This window comes from Streptomyces griseoaurantiacus (assembly GCF_036189845.1).
GTDB lineage: Bacteria > Actinomycetota > Actinomycetes > Streptomycetales > Streptomycetaceae > Streptomyces > Streptomyces griseoaurantiacus.
In genome coordinates this window covers 3,661,892-3,685,716 of record NZ_CP108326.1, presented here as the reverse complement: position 1 = coordinate 3,685,716, position 23,825 = coordinate 3,661,892, and the positions used below count along the sequence as shown (strand labels likewise).

General features: G+C 69.9%; 24 protein-coding genes. 13 read left to right on the top strand and 11 right to left on the bottom strand.

The genetic code is table 11. The features are described from left to right. Positions 1-28: 28 nt before the first annotated feature. Entirely contained in the window at positions 29-2,785 is a 2,757-nt protein-coding gene (locus OHB09_RS16445) for a transglycosylase domain-containing protein (RefSeq protein ID WP_191890343.1), read from the top strand. A 154-nt stretch (positions 2,786-2,939) separates the two neighbouring features. Further along, on the top strand, positions 2,940-4,460 hold the full coding sequence (locus tag OHB09_RS16440) for a glycosyltransferase family 87 protein (protein WP_191854372.1): 1,521 nt from the start codon (positions 2,940-2,942) through the stop codon (positions 4,458-4,460). 146 nt (positions 4,461-4,606) lie between these two features. Here the strand turns inward: OHB09_RS16440 and OHB09_RS16435 are convergent, their stop codons facing one another. The 3 genes from OHB09_RS16435 to OHB09_RS16425 all read right to left on the bottom strand — a co-directional run bounded on the left by OHB09_RS16435 (position 4,607) and on the right by OHB09_RS16425 (position 7,394). Next, on the bottom strand, positions 4,607-5,638 hold the full coding sequence (locus tag OHB09_RS16435; RefSeq protein WP_006141319.1) for an alanine racemase: 1,032 nt from the start codon (positions 5,636-5,638) through the stop codon (positions 4,607-4,609). 126 nt (positions 5,639-5,764) lie between these two features. Then, entirely contained in the window at positions 5,765-6,883 is a 1,119-nt protein-coding gene (locus tag OHB09_RS16430; protein ID WP_006141320.1) for a lipid II:glycine glycyltransferase FemX, read from the bottom strand. A 181-nt stretch (positions 6,884-7,064) separates the two neighbouring features. Then, on the bottom strand, positions 7,065-7,394 hold the full coding sequence (locus OHB09_RS16425) for a hypothetical protein (protein ID WP_006141321.1): 330 nt from the start codon (positions 7,392-7,394) through the stop codon (positions 7,065-7,067). A 279-nt stretch (positions 7,395-7,673) separates the two neighbouring features. On the opposite strand from OHB09_RS16425, the gene rpsF reads away from it, so the two are divergent. From rpsF to rplI, 4 genes are all read left to right on the top strand, one after another. Continuing rightward, positions 7,674-7,964, top strand: a complete 291-nt coding sequence (gene rpsF / locus OHB09_RS16420; RefSeq protein ID WP_006141322.1) for a 30S ribosomal protein S6 — start codon at positions 7,674-7,676, stop codon at positions 7,962-7,964. A 67-nt stretch (positions 7,965-8,031) separates the two neighbouring features. Beyond that, a complete protein-coding gene (locus OHB09_RS16415; protein ID WP_006141323.1) occupies positions 8,032-8,634 on the top strand; it encodes a single-stranded DNA-binding protein in 603 nt (200 codons plus the stop codon). Positions 8,635-8,706: 72 nt separating this feature from the next. Then, positions 8,707-8,943: a 30S ribosomal protein S18 gene (rpsR, locus tag OHB09_RS16410; RefSeq protein WP_003949403.1), complete on the top strand. Its 237-nt coding sequence runs from the start codon at positions 8,707-8,709 to the stop codon at positions 8,941-8,943. 18 nt (positions 8,944-8,961) lie between these two features. Continuing rightward, entirely contained in the window at positions 8,962-9,408 is a 447-nt protein-coding gene (gene rplI, locus OHB09_RS16405) for a 50S ribosomal protein L9 (RefSeq protein WP_006141324.1), read from the top strand. Positions 9,409-9,623: 215 nt separating this feature from the next. Here rplI and OHB09_RS16400 read toward each other — a convergent pair whose 3' ends face one another. Further along, positions 9,624-10,961, bottom strand: a complete 1,338-nt coding sequence (locus OHB09_RS16400; RefSeq protein ID WP_319351624.1) for an MATE family efflux transporter — start codon at positions 10,959-10,961, stop codon at positions 9,624-9,626. A gap of 459 nt (positions 10,962-11,420) precedes the next feature. On the opposite strand from OHB09_RS16400, the gene dnaB reads away from it, so the two are divergent. The 3 genes from dnaB to OHB09_RS16385 all read left to right on the top strand — a co-directional run bounded on the left by dnaB (position 11,421) and on the right by OHB09_RS16385 (position 14,845). Then, entirely contained in the window at positions 11,421-12,899 is a 1,479-nt protein-coding gene (gene dnaB, locus OHB09_RS16395) for a replicative DNA helicase (protein WP_006141326.1), read from the top strand. A 49-nt stretch (positions 12,900-12,948) separates the two neighbouring features. Further along, positions 12,949-13,251, top strand: coding sequence for a hypothetical protein (locus OHB09_RS16390; protein ID WP_319351639.1), 303 nt, complete (start codon positions 12,949-12,951; stop codon positions 13,249-13,251). Between the two features lie 187 nt (positions 13,252-13,438). Continuing rightward, positions 13,439-14,845 carry a serine hydrolase domain-containing protein gene (locus OHB09_RS16385; protein ID WP_319351625.1) on the top strand — a complete coding sequence of 469 codons (1,407 nt, stop codon included), beginning with the start codon at positions 13,439-13,441 and terminating at the stop codon, positions 14,843-14,845. Between the two features lie 154 nt (positions 14,846-14,999). Here OHB09_RS16385 and OHB09_RS16380 read toward each other — a convergent pair whose 3' ends face one another. Further along, complete coding sequence (locus OHB09_RS16380; protein WP_006141329.1) at positions 15,000-15,452, bottom strand: GNAT family N-acetyltransferase; 453 nt, start codon at positions 15,450-15,452, stop codon at positions 15,000-15,002. A gap of 9 nt (positions 15,453-15,461) precedes the next feature. Next, on the bottom strand, positions 15,462-15,920 hold the full coding sequence (locus OHB09_RS16375) for a MarR family winged helix-turn-helix transcriptional regulator (RefSeq protein WP_319351626.1): 459 nt from the start codon (positions 15,918-15,920) through the stop codon (positions 15,462-15,464). Positions 15,921-16,056: 136 nt separating this feature from the next. On the opposite strand from OHB09_RS16375, the gene OHB09_RS16370 reads away from it, so the two are divergent. Next, complete coding sequence (locus OHB09_RS16370; protein WP_328922164.1) at positions 16,057-17,268, top strand: MFS transporter; 1,212 nt, start codon at positions 16,057-16,059, stop codon at positions 17,266-17,268. Between the two features lie 37 nt (positions 17,269-17,305). Here OHB09_RS16370 and OHB09_RS16365 read toward each other — a convergent pair whose 3' ends face one another. From OHB09_RS16365 to OHB09_RS16345, 5 genes are all read right to left on the bottom strand, one after another. Continuing rightward, positions 17,306-18,172: a GNAT family N-acetyltransferase gene (locus tag OHB09_RS16365; protein WP_006141332.1), complete on the bottom strand. Its 867-nt coding sequence runs from the start codon at positions 18,170-18,172 to the stop codon at positions 17,306-17,308. A 94-nt stretch (positions 18,173-18,266) separates the two neighbouring features. Next, positions 18,267-18,749, bottom strand: coding sequence for an NUDIX domain-containing protein (locus OHB09_RS16360; RefSeq protein ID WP_040895894.1), 483 nt, complete (start codon positions 18,747-18,749; stop codon positions 18,267-18,269). 124 nt (positions 18,750-18,873) lie between these two features. Continuing rightward, on the bottom strand, positions 18,874-19,779 hold the full coding sequence (locus tag OHB09_RS16355; protein WP_006141334.1) for a LysR family transcriptional regulator: 906 nt from the start codon (positions 19,777-19,779) through the stop codon (positions 18,874-18,876). A 275-nt stretch (positions 19,780-20,054) separates the two neighbouring features. Beyond that, the gene (locus OHB09_RS16350) at positions 20,055-21,302 is read right to left on the bottom strand and encodes a cystathionine gamma-lyase (RefSeq protein ID WP_391034029.1); all 1,248 of its coding nucleotides are present in this window, start codon (positions 21,300-21,302) and stop codon (positions 20,055-20,057) included. 161 nt (positions 21,303-21,463) lie between these two features. Beyond that, positions 21,464-21,841 carry a phage holin family protein gene (locus tag OHB09_RS16345; protein ID WP_006141336.1) on the bottom strand — a complete coding sequence of 126 codons (378 nt, stop codon included), beginning with the start codon at positions 21,839-21,841 and terminating at the stop codon, positions 21,464-21,466. A gap of 89 nt (positions 21,842-21,930) precedes the next feature. Between OHB09_RS16345 and OHB09_RS16340 the strand changes: the two genes are divergently transcribed. The 3 genes from OHB09_RS16340 (at position 21,931) to OHB09_RS16330 (ending at position 23,765) form a co-directional block, all read left to right on the top strand. Continuing rightward, a complete protein-coding gene (locus OHB09_RS16340) occupies positions 21,931-22,248 on the top strand; it encodes a cupin domain-containing protein (RefSeq protein ID WP_006141337.1) in 318 nt (105 codons plus the stop codon). A 171-nt stretch (positions 22,249-22,419) separates the two neighbouring features. Continuing rightward, entirely contained in the window at positions 22,420-22,635 is a 216-nt protein-coding gene (locus tag OHB09_RS16335; protein ID WP_006141338.1) for a DUF5326 family protein, read from the top strand. 305 nt (positions 22,636-22,940) lie between these two features. After that, a complete protein-coding gene (locus tag OHB09_RS16330) occupies positions 22,941-23,765 on the top strand; it encodes an IclR family transcriptional regulator (protein ID WP_206315317.1) in 825 nt (274 codons plus the stop codon). The last annotated feature ends 60 nt before the right edge of the window (positions 23,766-23,825 follow it).

Genomic DNA, 23,825 nt, shown 5'->3' with positions numbered 1-23,825 from the left:
GTGCGCCTGCCCGAGGAGTAATCGTTCGATGAGCGAGCACCGTCGCAAACCGCCGCAGCCGCAAGGTGGCGGACGTGCCGCGGCCCGACGCGGTCAGTCGGCGTCCTCCGGTCGCCGCGCGGCACCGCGAGGCGCCACCGGATCTCCGTCCGACTCCCCCGAGTGGGGAGGTGAAGAGCGTCAGTACGGCAGCCGTGCCGAGGCGCGGCGGGCCGCGCAGAGAGGCGGCGGCCGGCGCCGAGCGGCCGAGGGCGCCGGGCGCGGCCACGGAGCGGGCGGCGGCGGTGGCCGCCGCGGATCGGGTGGCCCGGGTGGCCCGAGCGGTCCCGGGCGCGGCCGGGGGCGGGGCGCGGACCCCGGCAAGAGGCGCTTCCTCGACTACCCGCGGGCCGGCCGGGACGGCTGGCGCCGCTGGGTGCCCTCCTGGAAGCTGATGACCGGCTGCTTCATCGGCTTCGTCGGCAGCATGGTGGCCGTCGCCGGCATCGGCTACGCGATGGTGAGCGTGCCGGACGTCGCCAAGACGGCGAAGGCGCAGAACAACGTCTACTACTGGGCCAACGGAACCCAGATGGTGGCCACCGGTGGTGAGACCAACCGCCAGATCATCAACTTCTCCCAGATCCCCAAGGAGATGCGCTGGGCGGTGATCTCGCAGGAGAACAAGACCTTCTACGACGACAACGGCATCGACCCCAAGGGCATCGGCCGCGCGCTGTTCAACATGGCCAGGGGCGGTGAGACCCAGGGCGGCTCGACCATCACCCAGCAGTACGTGAAGAACGCCCTGCTGGACGACCGCTCGCAGACGGTCTCCCGGAAGTTCAAGGAGATCTTCATCTCGGTCAAGGTCGGCGCGAACGTCAAGAAGGACAAGATCCTCGCCGACTACCTGAACTCCGCCTACTACGGCCGGGGTGCCTACGGCATCCAGGCGGCCGCGCGGGCGTACTTCGACGAGGACGCCAAGGACCTGGACGCGGGCCAGTGCGCCTTCCTCTCCGCGATGCTCAAGGGCGCCACCTACTACGACCCGGCCGGCGCCGTCGCGATCGACCCGGCCGCCACAGCCAAGGCCAACACCCGGCGGGCCCTCGGCCAGATGCAGGACACGCTCAACAAGATGGTCGAGTACGGCCATCTCGAGCAGTCCGTGCGGGCGAAGTACACCAAGCTCCCCAAGGTGAAGAACCCGAGGGCGAACACCGCGCTGAGCGGCCAGATCGGTTACCTCGTGGACCTGGCGAATGCCTCGGTGCTCAAGAACACCGACATCACCAGCAACCAGCTCCAGCAGGGCGGATACTCGATCCACACGACCTTCGACAGGAAGAAGGTCGACGAACTCGAGACCGCGGTCAAGAAGGTGCAGAAGGCCAAGATCAAGCCGAAGCTGCGCCCCGACACCGATACGCACGTCCAGTTCGGCGGTGCCTCCGTCGACCCGAAGTCGGGGGCGATCAAGGCCATCTACGGCGGTGTGAACGCGACCAAGCACTTCACCAACAACGCCGACGTCACCGGTGCCCAGGTGGGTTCGACCTTCAAGCCCTTCGTCCTGGCCGCCGCGATGAAGTGGGGCGTGCGCGACCCGGACGGCGATCCGGAGCAGGCGCAGGACGAGCGCACGGTGGTCTCGCCCAAGAGCCTGTACAGCGGCAAGAACAAGTTCAAGATCCTCGAGTACAACCATGAGGTGTGGAAGGACAAGGAGGGCAAGGAGTGGTTGCAGACCAACGACGGCGGTGACTCCGTCGGCACTCCGCCCAAGTTCCAGATCGACCTCCGTGAGGCGATGCGGCTCTCCGTCAACTCCGCCTACGTCCAGCTCGGCATGGACGTGGGGCTGGACAAGGTCGAGGAGTCGGCCCTGGACGCCGGCGTGCTGAAGAGCAGTCTGGCCAGCTCGAACTTCCCCTCCTTCTCCATCGGTACCTCGGACCCCAGCGCCATCCGCATGGCCGGTGCCTACGCCACTTTCGCGGACAGCGGCAAGCAGCGTGAGCCGTACTCGGTCGAGAAGGTCGAGAGCAAGGACGGCATCGTCTACGACCACGCCAAGAAGGCCAAGAGTGTCGACGCCTTCACGCCGAACGTGGCCAACAACGTGACCGACGTGCTGAAGACCGTGGTCGAGAAGGGCACCGGTACCTCGGCGAAGCTCCCCGGCCGCGAGGTCGCGGGCAAGACCGGTACGACGGACGGCAACAAGTCCGCCTGGTTCGTCGGCTACACGCCGCAGCTGTCCACCGCGATCTCGATGTACCGGCTGGACGACGACGAGAACAACAAGAATCGCGAGTTCCTCGAGATGTACGGCACGGGTGGCGAGAAGAAGATCCACGGTGCCTCGTTCCCGGCCCAGATCTGGCACGACTACATGCTGAAGGCCCTCGAGGGTCAGCCCGCGCAGTCCTTCCCGGAGGCGCTGCCGATCGGCAAGGTCGTCAACGCGGAAGCGACGACCAGCCCGCCGGCCTCTCCGAGCAAGAGCCCGGAGAGCAGCCCGTCGACGAGTCCCCCGGCCACCACGAGCAGCCCCCCGCCGAACCCGTCCTCGACGCAGAGCTGCAACTTCTTCCAGGGCTGCACGGACGCCGGAAACGGCAACGGTGGCCAGGGCAACGGAGGCCCCGGCGGTGGGCCGGGCGGAGGCTCGTCCCCGTCCTCGACGTCGAGTTCCGAGCCCGGGGGTACCCGGGGCAACGCCAACGGAGGCAACGGAGGCAACGGCGGCGAGGAGGACGACGGCGGCGGCGGGGGCTTCTTCGGGGGAAGCAACTGAGACCCCTCCCGGCTCAGGCGCCCTCCGCGCCGGGTGACGCCGGCGAAAGTCGCTGATTCGCGCCCCTTCGTATGTTTCACGTGAAACATACGAAGGGGCGCCGTCATGACGGGATCACCCGCCTCCCCGCGCGCTCCCCGGCGCGTACGGCAGGATGTGCGGCATGCCCAGCGGAGAGACGACGCCAGCCGTCGAGTACGAGCCGGATGTGGTGCGGCCGACCAAGGAGGACGAGGTCGCCGCGCTAGGCAGTGAGCTGTTCGGCGGGCCCCTCGGGCGGCGCGCCCTGCTCGGGACGTCCTGGTGGACGCCCGTGCGGGTCGTGGCCCTCGTCGCCCTCGGCATGTTCGCCCTCGGCATGGTGCAGAAGCTGCCCTGCTACGACAGTGGATGGTTCTTCGGCGCCAGCTCCCAGTACACGCACGCGTGCTACTCGGACATCCCGCACCTGTACCAGGGGCGCGGCTTCGCCGACGGGCTCGTGCCGTATTTCGACAAGCTCCCCGGCGACATGGACTACCTCGAGTACCCGGTGCTCACCGGAGTGTTCATGGAGGTCGCCGCGTGGCTGACGCCCGGCGACGGCAGCATGCAGCACCAGGAGCAGTTCTACTGGTTCGTCAACGCCGGAATGCTGATGGTGTGCGCCGCGGTCATCGCCGTGTGCACCGTGCGGACCCACCGCCGGCGCCCCTGGGACGGGCTCCTGGTGGCGCTCGCGCCGGCCTTCGCGCTGACCGCCACCATCAACTGGGACCTGCTGGCCGTGGCCCTTCTCGCGGCCGCGATGCTCATGTGGTCGCGCGGCCGCGCCCTCGCGTTCGGCGTGCTGCTGGGGCTCGCCACGGCCGCCAAGTTCTACCCGTTCCTGATCCTCGGGCCGCTCCTGATCCTCTGCTGGCGGGCGGGCCGGTGGCGGGCGTACGGGACGGCGCTGGGCGGTGCCGTCGCGGCCTGGCTGGTGGTGAACGTTCCGGTGCTGCTGCTGGCCCCGGACGGGTGGGCGAAGTTCTACCGCTTCAGCCACGACCGCGGCGTCGACTTCGGCTCGATCTTCCTGATCGTCTCCCAGCGGTGGAACATCGCGATCAGCCCGGACACGGCCAACAACTGGGCCATGGTCCTGATGGTGCTGATCTGCGCCGGCCTGACCGCCCTGACGCTGACCGCCCCGCGCCGACCCCGCTTCGCCCAGCTGGCCTTTCTGATCATCGCGGCCTTCATCCTCACCAACAAGGTGTACTCACCGCAGTACGTGCTCTGGCTGGTCCCTCTCGCCGCCCTGGCCCGGCCGCGCTGGCGGGACTTCCTGATCTGGCAGGCGTGCGAGGTCGCCTACTTCCTGGGCATCTGGATGTACCTCGCCTATACGACGAGCGGAGACGCCCACAAGGGGCTCCCGACGGAGGGCTATCAGCTCGCCGTCGCCGTCCATCTGCTGGGAACGCTGTACCTGTGTGCGGTGGTCGTCCGCGACATCTGGCTGCCGGAGCGGGACGTCGTACGGCGGAGCGGGGACGACGATCCCTCCGGCGGTGTCCTCGACGGGGCCCCGGACGTCTTCGTCCTCGGCCCGGCGGCCCGCCCGGAGTACGAGGAGCCGGCCCGCTTCGAGGGGCCCGTGGTGGAGTGGGGTGCCGACGGTGCTTCCCCGGCGGGGCGGAGTTCGCTCTGAGCGAACACCGGGCCACAGGGTTTCGGGCGCGCGTGAGGCCGTACACGAGTCGTGTACGGCCTCACGGCGTCCAGTGCGCTCCGCGGGTCCCTGGAAGGCTCAGAGTGTCCTGAGGGCGCCAGGAGCGCCCTGCGGGGTCGTGCGCCTCAGCGGTCCACGATCCGGTCGAACTGCGTCGTGGTGTGCCGCAGATGGGCCACCAGCTCGTCACCGACCTTCGGCTCCGTGGTGTCCGAGGGGACGAAGAGGATCGAGACCTGCATGTGCGGCGGCTCGGCGAACCAGCGCTGCTTGCCCGCCCACACGAACGGGGCGAGATTGCGGTTGACCGTCGCCAGCCCGGCCCGCGCGACGCCCTTGGCCCGCGGCATGACGCCGTGCAGCGCCTTGGGCGCCTCCAGCCCCACCCCGTGCGAGGTACCGCCCGCCACCACGACGAGATAGCCGTCGGTGGCCGCCTTCTGCTGCCGGTAGCCGAAGCGCTCCCCCTTGGCCACGCGGGTCACGTCCAGGACGGCGCCCCGGTACTCCGTCGCCTCGTGGTCCCCCAGCCACAGCCGGGTGCCGATCCGGGCCCGGAACCTGGTCTGGGGGAACTGCTGCTGCAGCCGCGCCAGCTCGTCCGCCTTCAGGTGGCTGACGAACATCGTGTGCAGCGGGAGCCGGGCCGCGCGCAGCCGGTCCATCCAGCCGATGACCTCCTCGACGGCGTCCGAGCCGTCGGTGCGGTCCAGCGGCAGGTGGATGGCGAAGCCCTCCAGCCGCACGTTCTCTATGGCGGAGTGGAGCTGGGGCAGGTCCTGCTCGCTCACCCCGTGCCGCTTCATCGAGGACATCACCTCGATGACCACCCGGGCGCCGACCAGTCCGTAGACCCCGTCGATCGAGGAGACCGAGCGGATGACCCGGTCGGGCAGCGGCACGGGCTCCTCGCCCCTGCGGAACGGCGTCAGCACCAGCAGATCGCCGCCGAACCAGTCCTTGATGCGGGCCGCCTCGTACGTCGTGCCCACGGCGAGGATGTCCGAGCCCATGCGGGTGGCCTCTTCGGCCAGCCGTTCGTGCCCGAAGCCGTACCCGTTGCCCTTGCAGACGGGGACGAGCCCCGGGAACTGGTCCTGCACGTGTTTCTGGTGTGCCCGCCAGCGCGCGGTGTCGACGTAGAGCGTGAGCGCCATGGCCGGTCCCGGAACCTTTCTCGTGGCTGAGATGGCTGAGATGTCAGAGGTACGAGGGACCCCGAAGAGACCCAGGGGTGAAATTGTGGCGGACCCGCCCTGCGGAGGGGAGGGCGCCGGGGGAAGTCAGCGGCGGGACATGTAGATGTCCAGCGCCTTGTGGAGCAGCTTGTTGAGCGGGAAGTCCCACTCGCCGAGGTACTCGGCCGCCTGCCCGCCGGTGCCCACCTTGAACTGGATCAGGCCGAACAGGTGGTCGGTCTCGTCCAGCGAGTCGGAGATGCCGCGCAGGTCGTACACGGTCGCGCCGAGCGCGTAGGCGTCCCGCAGCATCCGCCACTGCATCGCGTTGGACGGGCGGAACTCGCGGCCGATGTTGTCCGAGGCTCCGTAGGAGTACCAGACGTGGCCGCCCACGATCAGCATCGTCGCCGCGGAGAGGTTCACCCCGTTGTGCCGGGCGAAGTACAGCCGCATGCGGTTGGGGTCCTCGCTGTTGAGGGCCGTCCACATGCGCTGGAAGTACGAGAGCGGCCGCGGCCGGAAGTGGTCGCGCACGGCCGTGATCTCGTACAGCCGCTGCCACTCCTCCAGGTCGTGGTAACCGCCCTGGACCACCTCGACGCCCGCCTTCTCGGCCTTCTTGATGTTGCGGCGCCAGAGCTGGTTGAAGTTCTTGTGCACCTCTTCCAGCGACCGGTTGGCCAGCGGGACCTGGTAGACGTAGCGGGGCTGCACGTCGCCGAAGCCGGCCCCGCCGTCCTCGCCCTGCTGCCAGCCCATGCGGCGCAGCTTGTCCGCCACCTCGAAGGCGCGCGGCTCGATGTGGTCCGCCTCGATGTCGCGGAGCCGCTTGACGTCCGGGTTCTGGATGCCCTGCTTGATGGACGCCGCCTCCCAGCGCCGGATGATCACCGGCGGGCCCATCTTCACGGAGAAGGCGCCCTGCTGCTTGAGGTGGGCCAGCATCGGCTGGATCCAGTCGTCCAGGTTCGGCGCGTACCAGTTGATCACCGGACCCTCGGGCAGGTACGCCAGATACCGCTTGATCTTGGGGAGCTGGCGGTAGAGGACGAGCCCGACGCCGACGAGCTGACCGCTCTTGTCGAACCAGCCGAGGTTCTCCGACCGCCACTCCGCCTTGACGTCCGCCCAGGCGGGAACCTGCATGTGGCTCGCCGAGGGCAGGCTCTGCATGTACGCCAGATGCTGCTCGCGGCTGATCGTCCTCAGGGTCAGGCTCATGTCGGGGCGCTCCTCGGGCTGGTGTGTCCCCATGGGGTCAGGGGCTCCGGCTCTCGCGCCGAAGCCTACTGCGCCCGTCGAGCGCCCCGTCTGGCACTGGGCCGTACGGGTCCGTGGCGCGGCCCGCCGCTCGTGGCGGCGCGGCGCGCCCCGGTCCGGTCAGGTCCGGTCCGCCGGTGGCTCAGCCGCCGACGAAGCCGTTGAACTCCCCGGCGAACCCGCCGTGGGCCATGCCGAAGTACAGGCCGATCGCAGCGGCGCCGAGGCCGATGACCAGGCCGAAGCGCTGCCGCGTGGTCTCCGAGATGAACTGGCCGTATCCGCCGGTCAGGACACCGACGAGGCCCGTGCACGCGGTCAGCACGTGCAGACCGGGGAAGCCGGCGGTGACGAGGGAGATCACGCCGAGCACCAGGGTCACGGCAAGCAGCGTGTCCTGGAGGGGATGCGGTTTGCCGTCGGTGGCCAGCAGTCCGTTGCGGGGCCTGGCGGGTCGCATGATCTGTGCCATGGGAAACCTCCTGCCGAAGACACGGAGCGCCTTCGTCCTGGACAGCCCGATGTGTACAGATTGCGTGCCCTCACGGCCGGATTTCAACCGTACGGCGGTGGGCGGGTAGGCTATAGCTTCTGCGCCGATGTGGGCCGGGCCGCGGTCCGGCCGCTTCCACCGAGCGGGCCCCGATTGTCAGTGGGGCCTGGTTTACTCACGGACATCGGTGCCAACGCATCGCAACCCTCCTGCCACGGAACGACCGTGGCCGCTGAGTCCAGAGGAGGTGGGTTCCACATGCGTCACTACGAGGTGATGGTCATCCTCGACCCCGACGTCGAGGAGCGCGCGGTCTCCCCGCTGATCGAGAACTTCCTTTCCGTCGTCCGTGATGGCGGCGGCAAGGTCGAGAAGGTCGACACCTGGGGCCGTCGTCGTCTCGCGTACGAGATCAAGAAGAAGCCCGAGGGCATCTACTCGGTCATCGACCTCCAGGCCGAGCCCGGAGTCGTCAAGGAGCTCGACCGCCAGATGAACCTGAACGAGTCGGTCCTCCGGACCAAGGTCCTCCGCCCCGAGACCCACTGAGCCACCCGGCTCGGTCGGTTCCGGGATTCGAGTAGCAGCACCAGCAAACCCGCCGAGAGGTTCACCCATGGCAGGCGAGACCGTCATCACGGTCGTCGGCAATCTCGTCGACGACCCCGAGCTGCGCTTCACCCCCTCCGGTGCGGCGGTCGCGAAGTTCCGCGTCGCGTCCACTCCCCGCACCTTCGACCGTCAGACCAACGAGTGGAAGGACGGCGAAAGCCTCTTCCTCACCTGCTCGGTCTGGCGTCAGGCGGCGGAGAACGTCGCCGAGTCGCTCCAGCGAGGCATGCGCGTGATCGTGCAGGGCCGGTTGAAGCAGCGGTCCTACGAGGACCGTGAGGGCGTCAAGCGCACGGTCTACGAGCTCGACGTCGACGAGGTCGGCGCCAGCCTGCGCAGTGCCACGGCCAAGGTCACCAAGACCTCCGGCCGCGGTGGCCAGGGTGGTTACGGCGGCGGCGGTCAGGGCGGTGGCGGCGGCCAGGGTGGCGGCGGCTGGGGCGGTGGCCCCGGCGGCGGCCAGCAGGGCGGCGGCGGTGCTCCGGCCGACGACCCCTGGGCCAGCGGCGCTCCCGCCGGCGGCAACCAGGGTGGCGGCGGCTGGGGCGGCGGCAGCGGCTCCGGCTCCGGCGGCGGTGGCGGCTACTCGGACGAGCCTCCCTTCTAGACCCCGGACCCACGGGTCCTGCGGTCGGAGGCGGGGCACACCCCAACTTCTTGATCACACAGGAGAATCACCATGGCGAAGCCGCCTGTGCGCAAGCCGAAGAAGAAGGTCTGCGCATTCTGTAAGGACAAGGTCACGTACGTGGACTACAAGGACACGAACATGCTGCGGAAGTTCATTTCCGACCGCGGCAAGATCCGTGCCCGCCGCGTGACCGGCAACTGCACGCAGCACCAGCGTGACGTCGCCACGGCTGTGAAGAACAGCCGTGAGATGGCGCTGCTGCCCTACACGTCCACCGCGCGATAAGGGAAGGGTGACCGACTCATGAAGATCATCCTCACCCACGAGGTCTCCGGCCTCGGCGCCGCGGGCGAGGTCGTCGATGTCAAGGACGGCTACGCCCGTAACTACCTGATCCCGCGGAAGTTCGCTATCCGCTGGACCAAGGGTGGCGAGAAGGACGTCGAGCAGATCCGTCGTGCTCGCAAGATCCACGAGATCCAGACCGTCGAGCAGGCCAACGCGCTCAAGGCTCAGATCGAGGGCGTGAAGGTCCGTCTGGCCGTCCGCTCGGGCGACGCCGGCCGTCTCTTCGGTTCCGTCACCCCGGCCGACGTCGCTTCGGCGATCAAGGCCTCCGGTGGCCCCGAGGTCGACAAGCGCCGCATCGAGCTGGGCGCGCCGATCAAGACGCTGGGCGCCCACGAGACGTCCGTGCGTCTGCACCCCGAGGTGGCCGCCAAGGTCAGCATCGAGGTCGTCGCGGCCTGAGTGCCGCGCATGCTGTAGCCGCTCCTCGCAGCGGTGAGTGGGGCCGCGCCTTCGGGTGCGGCCCCACTGTCATGAGGCGGCCGGGTGTTCGTGTGCCGGTCCTGGTCGTCCTGTGCCGAGGCGCGGCGTCAGCCGACCGGTGCGTGGCGTGGGCGACGCGTGGTGTGTGTCGTTGTTTCACGTGAAACCGGAGAACCGGGGAATCGAGGAGCCGGTCAGCGGGTCGCGCCCGTGACGATCCAGCGACCGGAGCGGGAGCGCAGCCACAGCGTCAGCAAGCGCATGCCCATCATCACCGTCATCGCTCCCCACAGGGCGGTCAGGCCGCCGCCGAGGGTGGGGACGAGCAGTGCCAGGGGCGTGAAGACCGCGAGTGTGATCAGCATGGCGTTCGCCAGATAGGGCCCGTCCCCCGCGCCCATGAGAACCCCGTCGAGGACGAAGACCACGCCGGAGACCGGCTGGGACAGCGCCACGATGACCAGTGCGGGCAGGGCGGCGTGGTGGACATCCGCGTCGCCGCTGAACAGGGGCAGGAACAGCGGGCGGCCCGCCAGCACCAGTGCCCCCAGGACGACCCCGGAGGCGACGCCCCACTGGACCATGCGGCGGCAGGCCTCCCTGGCGCCCTCGGTGTCCCCCGCGCCGAGGTAGCGGCCGATGATCGCCTGGCCCGCGATCGCGATGGCGTCCAGGGCGAAGGCGAGCAGACTCCACAGCGACAGGATGATCTGGTGTGCGGCGATGTCCGCGTCGCCGAGGCGGGCGGCGACCGCGGTGGCGATCATCAGGATCGCCCGCAGCGAGAGCGTGCGCACGAGCAGGGGTGCCCCGGCCTGCGCACAGGCGCGTATCCCCGCGGCGTCGGGGCGCAGCGAGGCTCCGTGTCTGCGGGCGCCGCGCACCACCACGAAGAGATAGGCGACGGCCATGGCGCACTGGGCGATCACGGTGCCCCAGGCGGAACCGGCGATGCCGAGTCCCACGCCGTAGACCAGGACGAGGTTGAGGGCGCCGTTGGCGAGGAATCCGGCGACGGCCACGTACAGGGGCGTGCGGGTGTCCTGCAGTCCCCGGAGGACACCCGTGGAGGCCAGGACCACGAGCATGGCCGGGATGCCGAGGGCGGAGATCCGCAGATAGGTGCTCGCGTACGGGGCGGCGGTCTCCGAGGCGCCGAGGAGCTCGACGATGGGGGAGGCCAGGGGCAGGACGACCGCGATGACGCCGGCGCCGAGGAGCAGGGCGAGCCAGACGCCGTCCATACCCTGCTGGATGGCGGCACGCAGATCGCCCGCGCCGACCCGACGGGCCACGGCGGCCGTCGTCGCGTAGGCGAGGAAGACGAACACGCTCACGGCGGTCGTGAGGAGAGCGGAGGCGATGCCGAGGCCGGCCAGCTGGGCCGTGCCGAGGTGCCCCACGATCGCGCTGTCGGCCAGCACGAACAGGGGCTCGGCGACGAGCGCGCCGAAGGCCGGAACGGCGAGGGCGACGATCTCCCGGTCATGACGTCGCCGACGGGAGCGGGACGCCGCTGGAGCATGTGTCATGGCCATCAATCTAATCGTCCACAGGTAACAGATGCAAGCCACCTGAGACCCTTACATCGCACGGTGAGGAGGATCATGGCGTCAGCCCACGCCAAGGATCTTGGCCCGAGCGGGAAAGTTTTTCTTCTGCACAGCCGGTGGACGTCGAATGGGCTGGTCACAGGCTGTTTGGTCGAGGGGGCGAGGTCTTGTTCACAGGGCTGTCCACCGTGTCGTGCACAGGTTTCACGGAGTTCTCCACAGCAATGAGGTCTTCGTCCACATGGCCTGTGGATAACCAGATTGGCTGACGGTGCAGACGGGCCTACCGTGGTGCGGCGCCCGCTCCGCCTCGGCAACACGGAATCCTCACAAACCGACGCGCCGACAACCGGAGGACGGGCCTCTTATTTGTCAGTGCCGTGGCCTAGAAATGAGGGGCACGGCGAGGTCCGCCCGGCGGACGGAGGAGGTGGTTCGGTGAGTATCTCCGAGCCCTTGGACGACCCGTGGGCCGACAGCGGGCCCAGTGATCGTCTGCCCGCCTCGCGCCGGCGCGGCGAGGGCGGCGGACCAGCCCGGGACGAACAGCACGACCGGGGCCGGGACGGCGGCGCGTGGGACGGCGGCTCCGCCTTCGAACGTGTCCCCCCGCAGGACCTGGACGCCGAGCAGTCCGTCCTCGGCGGCATGCTCCTGTCCAAGGAAGCCATCGCCGACGTGGTCGAGATCCTCAAAGGCCACGACTTCTACAAACCAGCCCACGAGACGATCTACCAGGCGATCCTCGACGTCTACGCGCGCGGGGAACCCTCGGACCCCATCACGATCGCCGCCGAGCTCACCAAACGCGGCGAGATCACCAAGGTGGGCGGCGCCGCGTATCTGCACGCCCTGGTCCAGACGGTGCCGACGGCGGCGAACGCCGAGTACTACGCGGAGATCGTCCACGAACGGGCCGTCCTGCGCCGCCTCGTGGAGGCCGGTACGCGCATCACGCAGATGGGATACGCGGCCGACGACGACGTCGACGAGATCGTCAACCGGGCGCAGGCGGAGATCTACGCCGTCACCGAGCAGCGCACCAGCGAGGACTACCTGCCGCTGGGCGACATCATGGAGGGCGCGCTCGACGAGATCGAGGCCATTGGCTCGCGCAGCGGCGAGATGACCGGCGTCCCCACGGGGTTCACGGACTTCGACTCGCTGACCAACGGTCTGCACCCCGGTCAGATGATCGTCATCGCCGCGCGTCCCGCGATGGGCAAGTCGACGCTCGCGCTGGACTTCGCCCGGGCGGCGTCGATCAAGAACAACCTGCCGAGCGTCATCTTCTCCCTCGAAATGGGCCGCAACGAGATCGCCATGCGCCTGCTGTCCGCCGAGGCACGGGTCGCGCTGCACCACATGCGCTCGGGCACGATGACGGACGAGGACTGGACGCGGCTCGCCCGCCGCATGCCGGACGTGTCGGCCGCACCCCTCTACATCGACGACTCGCCCAACCTGTCGATGATGGAGATCCGCGCCAAGTGCCGCCGCCTGAAGCAGCGCAACGACCTCAAGCTCGTCGTGATCGACTACCTCCAGCTGATGCAGTCCGGCGGCTCCAAGCGCGCCGAGAGCCGCCAGCAGGAGGTCTCGGACATGTCCCGTAACCTCAAGCTCCTCGCCAAGGAGCTGGAGATCCCGGTCATCGCCCTCTCCCAGCTGAACCGTGGCCCCGAGCAGCGCACCGACAAGAAGCCCATGGTCTCCGACCTGCGTGAGTCCGGCTCCATCGAGCAGGACGCCGACATGGTCATCTTGCTGCACCGCGAGGACGCCTACGAGAAGGAGTCCCCCCGTGCGGGCGAGGCCGACCTGATCGTCGCCAAACACCGAAACGGCCCCACCGCCACCATCACCGTCGCCTTCCAGGGCCACTACTCCCGCTTCGTGGACATGGCACAGACGTGAGGGCCGGCCTCGCGTGAGACGCAGCGAGCGCAGGCCGGGGACCACATGGATGCGCTGCTACTGGGACGAGGAAGACATCTGGTTCTACCTCGAGGTCGACGACGAGGACTGGGTGATCCGACAGGTCGAGCTCGAAGGGCCCGAGCGGACCCCGATCGCAGCTGCTTCCCTCGCCGAGTGGCGGCGGGCGCAGGAGACCGGCCGCCTCGCCACGTACGAGAGCAGCTTCGGGATCACCACCGAACGACCTGTCTCCGAAGGGGAGGACCACGATCCGGAGCCGCTGACCTGTGACGAGTTCGAGCAGGTCTGGAACACCGCCCGTCGGCTGATTGCGGACCGGCCGTCATAGAACGGGTCGCACGGACTTCGGCCGTTCCGGACGCCACCCGAGGCGCCCATGGGACAAGGGCCGAAGGTGACGCATGTCCTCGTGGTTCGGTCGTGCGGTGGTCATGACGGAGGGGCACGAGGGCGCCCTGCGCCGGGCCGGGAGAAATGTGCTCGACGTGGGCGGGGGCGGCGGGTGGACTGGGGGGATGACGACATCGCAGGAAGTTCCCCAGGAAGAGCTGCTTCCCGCCACGCGGCGGGCTCTGTTGCACCGGATCGCCGTCGGCCAGGCCGAGGGGCGGGCTCCGTCTCTCGTGGCGGCCGTTGTGCGGGGCGGCCGGACCGTCTGGCACGGGTCGCGCACCTCGGTGGAGGGGCACGGTCCGGACGAGAACACGCAGTACCGGATCGGTTCACTCACCAAGACCTTCACCGCCGTGCTGATCCTGCGCCTGCGCGACGAGGGCAGGCTCGACCTGAGCGACCCGCTGGAGAAGCACCTGCCCGGCACGGGGGCGGGGGAGGCCACGATCGCGCAGCTGCTCGCGCATGCCGCCGGGCTCGCCGCCGAGTCACCCGCGCCCTGGTGGGAGCGCACCGCGGGCTCACTGCGACCGGAACTGGCCGATGTCCTCGGGGCCGAACCACTGCGGCACCCGGTCGGCAGCCGGTTCCACTACTCCAACCCGGGCTACACCGTGCTGGGCGCGCTGGTCGAGCGGCTGCGTGAGGCTCCCTGGGAGGACGTCCTCCGGCGTGAGGTGCTCGTACCTCTCGGCCTGCACCGCACCAGCGGCAGTCCACGGGCGCCGCACGCGGGCGGCTGGGCCGTCCATCCCTGGGCGGACGTGATGCTGCCGGAACCCGTCCAGGATCTCGGTCTGATGGCCCCCGCGGGCCAGCTCTGGTCGACCACCGCCGACCTGGCCCGTTTCGCGGTCTTCCTGGCGCGGGGCGACGAGCGGGTGCTGAGCGCGGAGTCCGTCCGTGAGATGCGGACGCCCGCCGCGCCCTCCGACGCCGCTGACCTGGCGGCGGGATCCGCGTACGGGCTCGGCCTGCAGCTCCAGTACCGCGACGGCCGGCTGCTGGCGGGGCACTCCGGGTCCCTTCCGGGCTTCCTCGCCAATCTCTCGGTGAGTGTGGAGGACGACGTCGCGGCGGTCGTCCTCGCCAACTGCACCTCCGGTCCGCAGGTGACGGGCATCGCGGCCGACCTCGTACGGATCGTGGCGGAGGCGGAACCGCGGATCCCGGAGCCGTGGCGGCCGCTGCGGGAGGTCGATCCGGCGGTGCTGGAGCTCACCGGGCAGTGGTATTGGGGGACGCAGGGCTTCACCCTGCGCCTGGAGGCCGACGGAGGCCTGGCACTGGAGCCGCTCGCGGAGGTGGGACGCCGTGCCCGGCTCCGGGCGAACGGCGACGGCACCTGGACCGGACTCGACGGGTACTACGCGGGGGAGCCGCTGACGGTCGTACGGCGGTCGGACGGCTCGGTGAGCCATCTGGACCTCGGCTCGTTCGTGTTCACGAGGACGCCGTACGACCCGGAGGCGGACGTGCCGGGCGGGGTGGACCCGGACGGGTGGCGGGGGATGGACGCCATCCGCTGAGCAGAGAGCCGCGCCGAGCCCTCCGATCAGCGGTCGCACGAGCTTTCACGCCCTCGCGCGTCTCGAACAGGTCGGTATCGAGCGTCTTCCGGTTCCTGTTTCACGTGAAACGGAAGACGCCTCGGCGTGGTGCGCCCGTACCTCCTGCCGTCGGTCAGAGCGCGAGCTTGAAGCCGACGTGTGAGGCCGTGAAGCCGAGCCGCTCGTAGAAGCGATGGGCGTCGGTCCGGCTGGCGTCCGAGGTGAGCTGCACGAGTTGGCATCCCTCACGCCGGGACTGGTCGACGGCCCATTCGATGAGGCGGGAGCCGAGGCCGCCGCCACGCGCGTCGGCGTGGATGCGCACCGCCTCGATGATCGAGCGGGTGGCCCCCTTGCGGGACAGACCCGGGATGAGGGTCAGCTGCAGCGTGCCGACGACACGGCCGTCCTGTACGGCCACGACGAGGTGCTGGTGGGGGTCACCGGACAGGCGCTTCAGCGCGGCCAGATAGGGCGACAGATCGTCCGGGGATTCGCGCGCGGCACCCAGTGGGTCGTCGGCGAGCATGTCCACGATGGCAGGGACGTCGTCCTCGGTCGCGGGCCGTATCTCAAGATCTCCCATGGCCGCACTCTATGCGGGCGCCTTGAGGGACTCCACGACGCGGACGAGCGGCGCCAGCTCGGTGTTCTGCGCGGCCTCGTCCAGGGCCTCGCGCAACGCGGCGTCGTTGGTGGGCCGGGCCTGTTCGAGGAGCTGCAGACCCGCCTCGGTCACGTTCGTGTAGATGCCCCGCCGGTCGGTGGGGCACAGATAGCGGGAGAGCAGCCCGCGGTCCTCCAGCCGCGTCACCAGGCGCGTCGTGGCGCTCTGGCTGAGCACCACCGCATCGGCCACCTGCTTCATCTGCAGATGCCCGCCCTCGCCGTCGTGTTGCCGACTGAGCACGTCGAGCAGCGAGTACTCCCGCACGCTCAGCCCGTGCCCGGACTGCAGGGCGCGCTCGATGTGCGCCTCAATGCGTCCGTGCAGCAGCGAGAGAGCGCACCAGCTCTGGGCGAGGGCGGTGAGCGCGGGGTCCGTCGCGGTCATGGTGATCATCCTCCCGGAGCGGCTGCGTCCAGGATAGACGACGAACGAAGAAACCCTCGCTTGCACATATCCCGCGTCTGCAATTATTGTCTTCGCCTGTAAGGAGCACAAGCAATCGTTCGGAAGGTCTCCCCCCATGCCTCTCGCGCTCCTGGCCCTCGCCATCGGGGCCTTCGGCATCGGCACCACCGAGTTCGTGATCATGGGCGTACTGCCCGAGGTCGCCGACGATTTCCGTGTCACCATCCCCACCGCGGGTCTGCTGGTGACCGGCTACGCCCTCGGCGTCATGTTCGGTGCCCCGCTGATGACCGCCCTCGGCACGCGGGTCTCCCGCAAGCGCATGCTGATGCTGCTGATGGGCCTGTTCGTCGTGGGCAACCTGCTCTCCGCCGTGGCACCCGTGTTCGCACTGATGCTGGCGGGCCGCGTGGTCGCCTCCCTCGCACACGGCGCCTTCTTCGGCATCGGTGCCGTGGTGGCGGCCGAACTGGTCGCGCCCCAGAAGAAGGCCGCCGCCCTTTCGATGATGTTCAGCGGACTCACCGTCGCGAACGTCGTCGGCGTCCCGCTCGGCACCTTCGTCGGTCAGTCCGCCGGCTGGCGGATCACCTTCGCCCTCGTCGCCGCACTGGGGGTACTCGGTCTGCTCGGCGTCGCCCGGCTGGTGCCCGACGTGCCCCGGCCGGAGGGCGTGCGCCTGCGCCATGAACTGTCGGCGCTGAAGAACGTCCAAGTGCTGCTCGCGATGGGGATGACCGTGCTCGGGTTCGGCGGTGTCTTCGCCGCCGTCACCTACATCGCCCCGATGATGACGCGGGTCGCCGGCTTCTCCGACGGATCGGTCACCTGGCTGCTGGTACTGCTCGGTCTCGGCATGGTCGCCGGAAACTACCTCGGCGGACGCTACGCGGACCGTGCGCTGATGCCCCTGCTGTACACATCCCTCGGCGGGCTCGCCCTCGTGCTCGCACTGTTCACCGTGACCGCCCACTACAAGGTGCTCGCGGCGGCGACCCTCCCCCTGATCGGCGCCCTGGGCTTCGCGACCGTGCCGCCCCTGCAGAAGCGCGTCCTCGACCACGCCCACGGCGCTCCGACACTGGCCTCGGCGGTGAACATCGGCGCCTTCAACCTCGGCAACGCGCTGTCCGCCTGGCTCGGCGGGTTGGTCATCGCGGCGGGGCTCGGATACACCGCGCCCAACTGGGTCGGCGCGCTCCTCGCCGCCTCCGCGCTGCTCCTCGCAGTCCTCTCGGCGGCCCTGGAGCGCCGGGGAACCGCGTCCCCCCGCCTCGTGGCCGCCGGCGGCGCCCCTGCCGAGCGACCCATGGCCGCACACCGCTGACGGAGCCGCCGTCGGCCTCGACCGGTCGTGCCGCGGATCAGCCCGCCGCGACCGTCAGCGGAGCGAACCGCCGGGTCCAGTCCCCGGGCAGGTCGGGCACGCCGTACGTCATGACGGCGGTAGAGGTGACCGTCACCAGTCCCCGGTCCTTGAGCCAGGCGAGGAGTTCCTCGTGCCGTACGTCGATGTCGGTGCGCAGCGGCCGCTCGCCGCCCTCGGCGAGCGCCGTGACGAGGGCCTTGGCGGTCCGGGTGTCCCGGGCGACCAGCGGTCCCACGACATGGGTGTCCATATTGGGCCAGGCGGCCGCGTATCCGATCAGCAGGCCGTCCTCGTGCGCCACCCTGATCCGGTCGGCGAAGGCCGGGAGACGGGTGATCATGTGGGTGCGGTCGCTGCCGAAGACCTCCGCGTCGAGGCGGAGGATCGACACGAGGTCCTCCGCGGTCGCCGCCCGGGTGCTGACGCCGGATTCCGCGGCGCCGGGGAGGAAGTGCCCGCGCACCATCTCGGCCCCTCCCGTGACCTTGAAGCCGAGCTCCTCGTAGAGGGGGCGGCCGTACGGTGTCGCGAACAGGGTCAGGGGCGTGGTGCCGGCCTCGGTCACCACATGCCGCATCAGCCGGCGGCCGACGCCCTGGCGCGCATGCCGCTCGGCGACCAGCACCATGCCGATCGCGCTCAGGTCCGGGCGCCCGTGGGGGCCGTAGTCCGTGACCACGCATGCGCCGACCAGACCGCCCTCGGGGTCGTCGATGCCGTACCCCTGTCCGGCGGCGAGCAGCAGCCCCCACTTGTGTTCTTCACGGGGCCAGCCCCGGTCTTCGGACAGGTCGGCACACGCGGTGACATCGCGCGGTGTCAGGCGGCGGATGGGCAGAACGGAGAGGGAGAGTGTCGGCACGCAGGTCAGGCTGTCCGACGGAGCGCCCCTCCGTCCACCGCTTTGCCCGAGGACCCCGAAGTTTTGGCCACCCACGGGGTCACACGCGTGGCACTCAGCCCAGGTCGGACGCCAGTAGCGCCCGTACCCCCTCGATATTGCCGTCTAGGTAGTGCCTCAAGGACAGCGGAACGAGGTGGACCGAGGCGATGCCGACCCGGGTGAACGGCACGCGGACGATCTCGTACTCACCGCACGGCTGCTCCACCTCCGGCCCGTGACGCTGCCGTTCGTCCATCGACTCCAGTCGGCAGACGAAGAAGTGCTGTACTTTCACCCCGGTCGCGCCACCGTCCTCGCCGATGTGCTCCACGGTGTCCACGAAGCAGGGAACCACGTCCGTGATCTTGGCGCCCAGTTCCTCGTGCACCTCTCGGTGGAGGGCGTCGACCACGGTCGGGTCCTCCGGTTCCACTCCGCCACCGGGCGTGACCCAGTAGGGATCGACACCCGGCTTGGTCCGCTTGATGAGGACGAGCGCGTCGCCGTCGAGCAGGACGGCGCGGGCGGTGCGCTTGACCACGGGACGAACGGTCATGCGTGAAATGTGGCCCAGCTGGTTCCACGTGAAACATGCCGGGTGTTTCACGTGAAACGTCCGGAGTGCGGCGAGCAGCGAGCGTCCTCGGGTCCCGGAGACGGCCCACCCGTGCTGGGGGCGGTCAGCACCAGCCCGCGGCCTTGCGCAGCAGCCAGTCGTGCGCCCGGGCGATGTGCGGCATCGCGAGGGTGCCGGTGCGGACCGCCACGAAATAGGTGCGCAGGGGCGGCACCGAAGGGTCGAGCAGGGCGACGAGTTCACCGCGTTCCAGGGCGGTCGTGCACAGATAGCGCGGGATCACCGCGAGACCGGCACCCCGGGCGGCGCAGGCGAGGACCGCCCGGAGATCCGGGACGACGACGCTGCCGGAGGCGGCCGGGTGCGCGTCGAAGACGGAAGCCCAGTAGCGGGCGACGAACGGCAGTGATTCGTGCACCTCGACCACCGGGAGGTCCTCGAGGCCGGAGCCGTCCTGGAGACGGTGACCCTCAGAGGTGAGGCGCGCGGCCCATCGGGGGGAGGCGACGAGGACGAGCTCCTCGTCACAGAGCGGTGTCGCGGTGAGCAGGCCCCCGCGAGGACGGGCGGTGGTGATGGCCAGATCGTGATGGCCCGCGGCCAAGCCCTCCAGCGCCTCGTCGTGGTGGGCGAAGGAGGCCCGCAGCGCGAACCCCTGACCGTGGTCCCCGATCAGCTCCATCAGCGCGGGCAAGGCCCGCTCGGCGGTGAACTCGGGCGGGCCGACAAGATGGAGCGTGCGTAAGGAGGAGTCCTCTTCGAGTCCGGTCTCGGCGATCTCCACCAGGGCGTCGAGGTGCGGGGCGGCCTTGTGTGCCAGCTCGTCGCCGATGGTCGTCGGAGTCACCCCGCGGGCCTGCCGCAGGAAGAGGGGGCGGCCCAACTGCCGCTCCAGGGTGCGGATCTGCGAGGTGACCGCGGGCTGCGACAGGCCGAGCAGGGCGGCGGCGCGAGTGAAGGAACCGGCCCGGTGCACCGTGACGAACGTGCGCAACAGGGCCAAGTCCATGGTGCTTCCCTCCCTCGCGCCACCCACGCGGCGCCGCGCACGGCGGCAGCGCCCCGGCCCCGTAGGCGCCCAACTATAAATAAGTCGATAGGAACCTGTCGCTACTGTGATTGGACACTGACACAGAGTCAACTAGCCTTGGTCGGGCGGTTCTTCGCGCGGCGGAACCGGAGCGGTCCGAACCACGAGGGGGGAGGTTCGGACCGCCCGCTTCCGCCGTGCGGAGGCCGCTCGGCGGCGGCGTCCCGGCCTCGGCGACCCGCACGGGGTCACGCTCAGTCCGCCGACTCCTTCAGGGCCCGCAGCACGTCCGCCACCAGGTCCTCCGGGTCCTCGGCGCCCACGGAGAAGCGGACGAAGCCCTCCGGCACCGCGTCGCCGCCCCAGCGACCACGCCGTTCGGCGGTGGACCGCACACCGCCGAAACTCGTGGCCTCCTCGGCCAGCCGCAGCGCCCCGAGGAAGCGGTCGGTACGCTCCCGCGTGGCCAGCGTGAACGACACCACGCTCCCGAAGTGCCGCATCTGCCGCGAGGCGAGGGCGTGGGACGGGTCGTCCGGCAGGCCCGGATAGCGCAGACCGGACACCTCGGGGTGGTCCCGCAGCGCCTGCGCGAGAATCAGCGCGTTGGCGGTCTGCCGCTCTGCCCGCAGCGCGAGGGTGGCCAGCGAGCGGTGTGCGAGCCAGGCCTCCATCGGCCCCGGGATCGCTCCGACGATCTTGCGCCAGTGCCGGACCGGGGCGATCAGCTCGGCGTCCCGCGCCACGACATAGCCCAGCAGCACATCGCCGTGCCCGGTGAGCATCTTGGTGCCGCTGGCCACGGCGAAGTCGGCGCCCAGTTCGAGCGGTCGCTGCCCCAGCGGGCCGGCGAGGGTGTTGTCGACGGCGACGAGCGTCCCCTGCGCGTGTGCCGCCTCGACCAGGCGGCGTACGTCGCACACGTCGAGTCCCGGGTTCGACGGGGTCTCGATCCACAGCAGCCGGGCCCCGTCGAGGACGTCGAGCTGGGCGTCGCCGCCGGTCGGAGCGGTGCGCACCTCGATGCCGTAGGCGGTCAGCTGCTCGCGCACCAGGGGCAGCGCCTGGTAGCCGTCCGAGGGCAGGACCACGGCGTCGCCCGCACGCAGCTGGGAGAAGAGGACGGAGGAGATCGCCGCCATGCCGGAGGCGAAGACGAGTGTCCGCACGTCCTCCTCGCCGGGCGCCTCCAGTTCGCCGATGGCGTTCTCCAGCAGCGTCCACGTCGGGTTCTCGTCGCGGCCGTAGGCGTACGGGCCGGTCGGCTCGCCGGGCAGATGGAAATGCGCGGCGAAGACCGGGCCGGGGAGGGTCGGTTCGTGCTTCACCGGCTCGGGCAGGCCCGCGCGCACCGCGCGGGTGCTGTCACCGATGCCCCGGGTCTCCCCGGTGGCCGCGGTGGTCGCGGTGTCTCCGCCTGGCCCGCCGGCCCCGTTGGCCCCGTTCTGCGGGGTGGCCCCGTCCTCTTGAGTGTCTGGGGTGTTCGCCTGGCGTTCGCTCATGCCGCCTGTGCCTCCGTCTCCTGCGTGTCCAGGGCGAGCGGACCGGACCGAGCAGAGGCTCGCCTCGGCCATTTTCTCAGGTCACGCCCTTACGGGCGCTGGCAGGTCACACCTCGCCGGCGTCGCCGGGGGAACGCCCCGCGGATGACCGGCGCCCCTGGTCAGTCCTCGTCGGGGAGGACGACGTGCAGTGCCCAGGACACGACCGAGATGATCAGACCGCCGAGGACGGCCGTCCAGAAGCCCTCGACGTGGAAGCTGAGATCCACTTTCCCGGCCACCCACGAGGTGAGCAGCAGCATCAGCGCGTTGACCACCAGGGTGATCAGGCCGAGCGTCAGGATGAACAGCGGAAAGGTCAGCACCTGCACGACCGGCTTGACCAGGACGTTCACGAGGCCGAACAGCAGCGCGACCAGGATGAGGGTGCCGGCTTTCTTGCCGGTACTGTCACCGGTCAGCGTGATCTTGTCGAGCAGCCAGACGGCGACCGCCAGGGCGCCCGCGTTGGCGATCGTCTTGACTAGGAAATTCTTCATGTGTCTGATCGTCTCCGATCGTGGCAGAGGAGATCAACGGGCGGGCGCCACGGGCCCGCGCGTGCGAGGGACAGGAAGAGGAGGGGACGATGAAGGCATTCCGGCTGGACGAACTGGAGGCCGAACGGGCCGCCAACGACGGGGCCTACCTGCAGTTCCTGCGCGAGCGCAATATGTCGGTGGGCCTGTACGCGCTGGACGCGGGGGCCGTCGACCCGCAGCAGCCGCACCAGCAGGACGAGGTGTACTACGTCGCCAGCGGGCGGGCGTCGATCACCGTCGGCCTGGAGACGACCCAGGTGGCCCGCGGCAGCGTCGTCTACGTGCCCGCCGGCGTGGCACACAAGTTCCACCACATCACCGAGGACCTCAGGGTGCTGGTGGTGTTCTCTCCGCCGGAGAGCTGAGGTCCTTCCTCAGGGTTCCCTAGGGGATCGATCAGGGGAGGACAAGGGGTGCGCGGCGCCCGTTCGTGCCTCCCGCGGCCCTAGCATCGAAGCAGTACACAGCAGGACCTGTGCGACACGTTCCGAGAGCGGGACAGCGGGTGCGCCGGGCGGAGAGGTGAGGACAGAGCGATGCGAGAGATCTTCGCGGGGTTGCCGTGGTGGGTGAAGTGGGTCGCGGTGCCGGTCATCGCCTTTGTCGTGTTCGGCGGCCTGATAGCCAGCGTGCTCGGATTCCTCATCGGGGTGCTGTTCAAGGTGCTGCTGTTCGTCGCGCTGGTCGGCGGACTGATCTACGTCGTCCGGAAGTTCATGGCGGGTTCCTCCTCCTCGCGCGGCGACTGGTGAGGCCTCCGGCACGGCGGCGGTGAGCCCCGCGCACTCCGCGTCCCCGGGCCCTGCGCCCCCCCGGCGGGCCTCGTCGGCCTCGGGGGCGGCCGGTGGGTAGGGGTGCCCGGAGCGACAGCGGAGGAGCAACACAAACGCGGGGTTCCCTCGCGCGGGGGAAGTTTCCCTCCAGCGGCGGCTGGGAGCGGTGAGGGGCGATTAGAGTCCGGAACTCCGCACGGGGCCTGTCCGCCCCCGCGGGCGGCGCACACCCCTCCCGTGTCTCCCCGCACGGGCGGCTCCTCCTCGCGCTCCGGGAGTGCCCCATGGCCACGGTCGGTTCCGTACCCGTAGAGATCCACGCCCCACCCGCCCAGCGAACGCCACCGCTGCGGGAATCGCACCCGACCACCCTGATCGGCTCCGTGCAGCGGGCGATGCGCCTGCTGGAGTGCGTGGCCGCCCGCGAGTACGGCGCCACCGCCAAACAACTCGCCCGCGAGGCCCAGTTGGCCCTCCCCACGACGTACCACCTGCTGCGCACGCTGACCCACGAGGGCTACCTCCGCCGCGACAAGGGGATGTTCTTCCTCGGGGACGCCGCCGAGCGGCTCGGCAGGAGCGGAGCTCGGCAGAAACGTCGCAGCACCGTCGAGGACGCCCTCGCGGGCTGGCGCGACATGCTCGGTGTCCCCGTCTACTACGCCGTCTACCGCGCCGGTGAGATCGAAGTGGTCTCGGTCGCGGACACCCCGGGGAACCCGGCGGTCGCCGAGTGGGCGGACTTCCGGGAGACCGGGCACGCCCACGCGATCGGACAGTGCCTGCTCTCCCAGCTCGACGACGAGGCCCGTCGTGACCACGTCGACCGCCACCCCGTACGGACGATCACCCCGTACACGGTCCCCGACGCCCACGCGCTGCTGCGGCGCCTGGAGAGCATCGGCCGCATGGAACCCGTCTTCGAGCGGCAGGAGTACATGCTCGGCACGGTCTGCGCCGCCCTTCCGCTCACGGCCGGGACGACCGCGGCGACCGTGGCCTTCTCGCTGCCCTGCCGTCAGGCAGAACGGCTGCTGCCCGTCGTGCGCAGACTGCAGAACGAGATGGGCCGACTCGTCGGCGCGCTCGCGCTGTCTATCAGTATCTGAAAACTCACTCCTTGTGATCTCCTGTGTACTGTCTGCAAGATTTCTGGCAGCGTCAGGTGC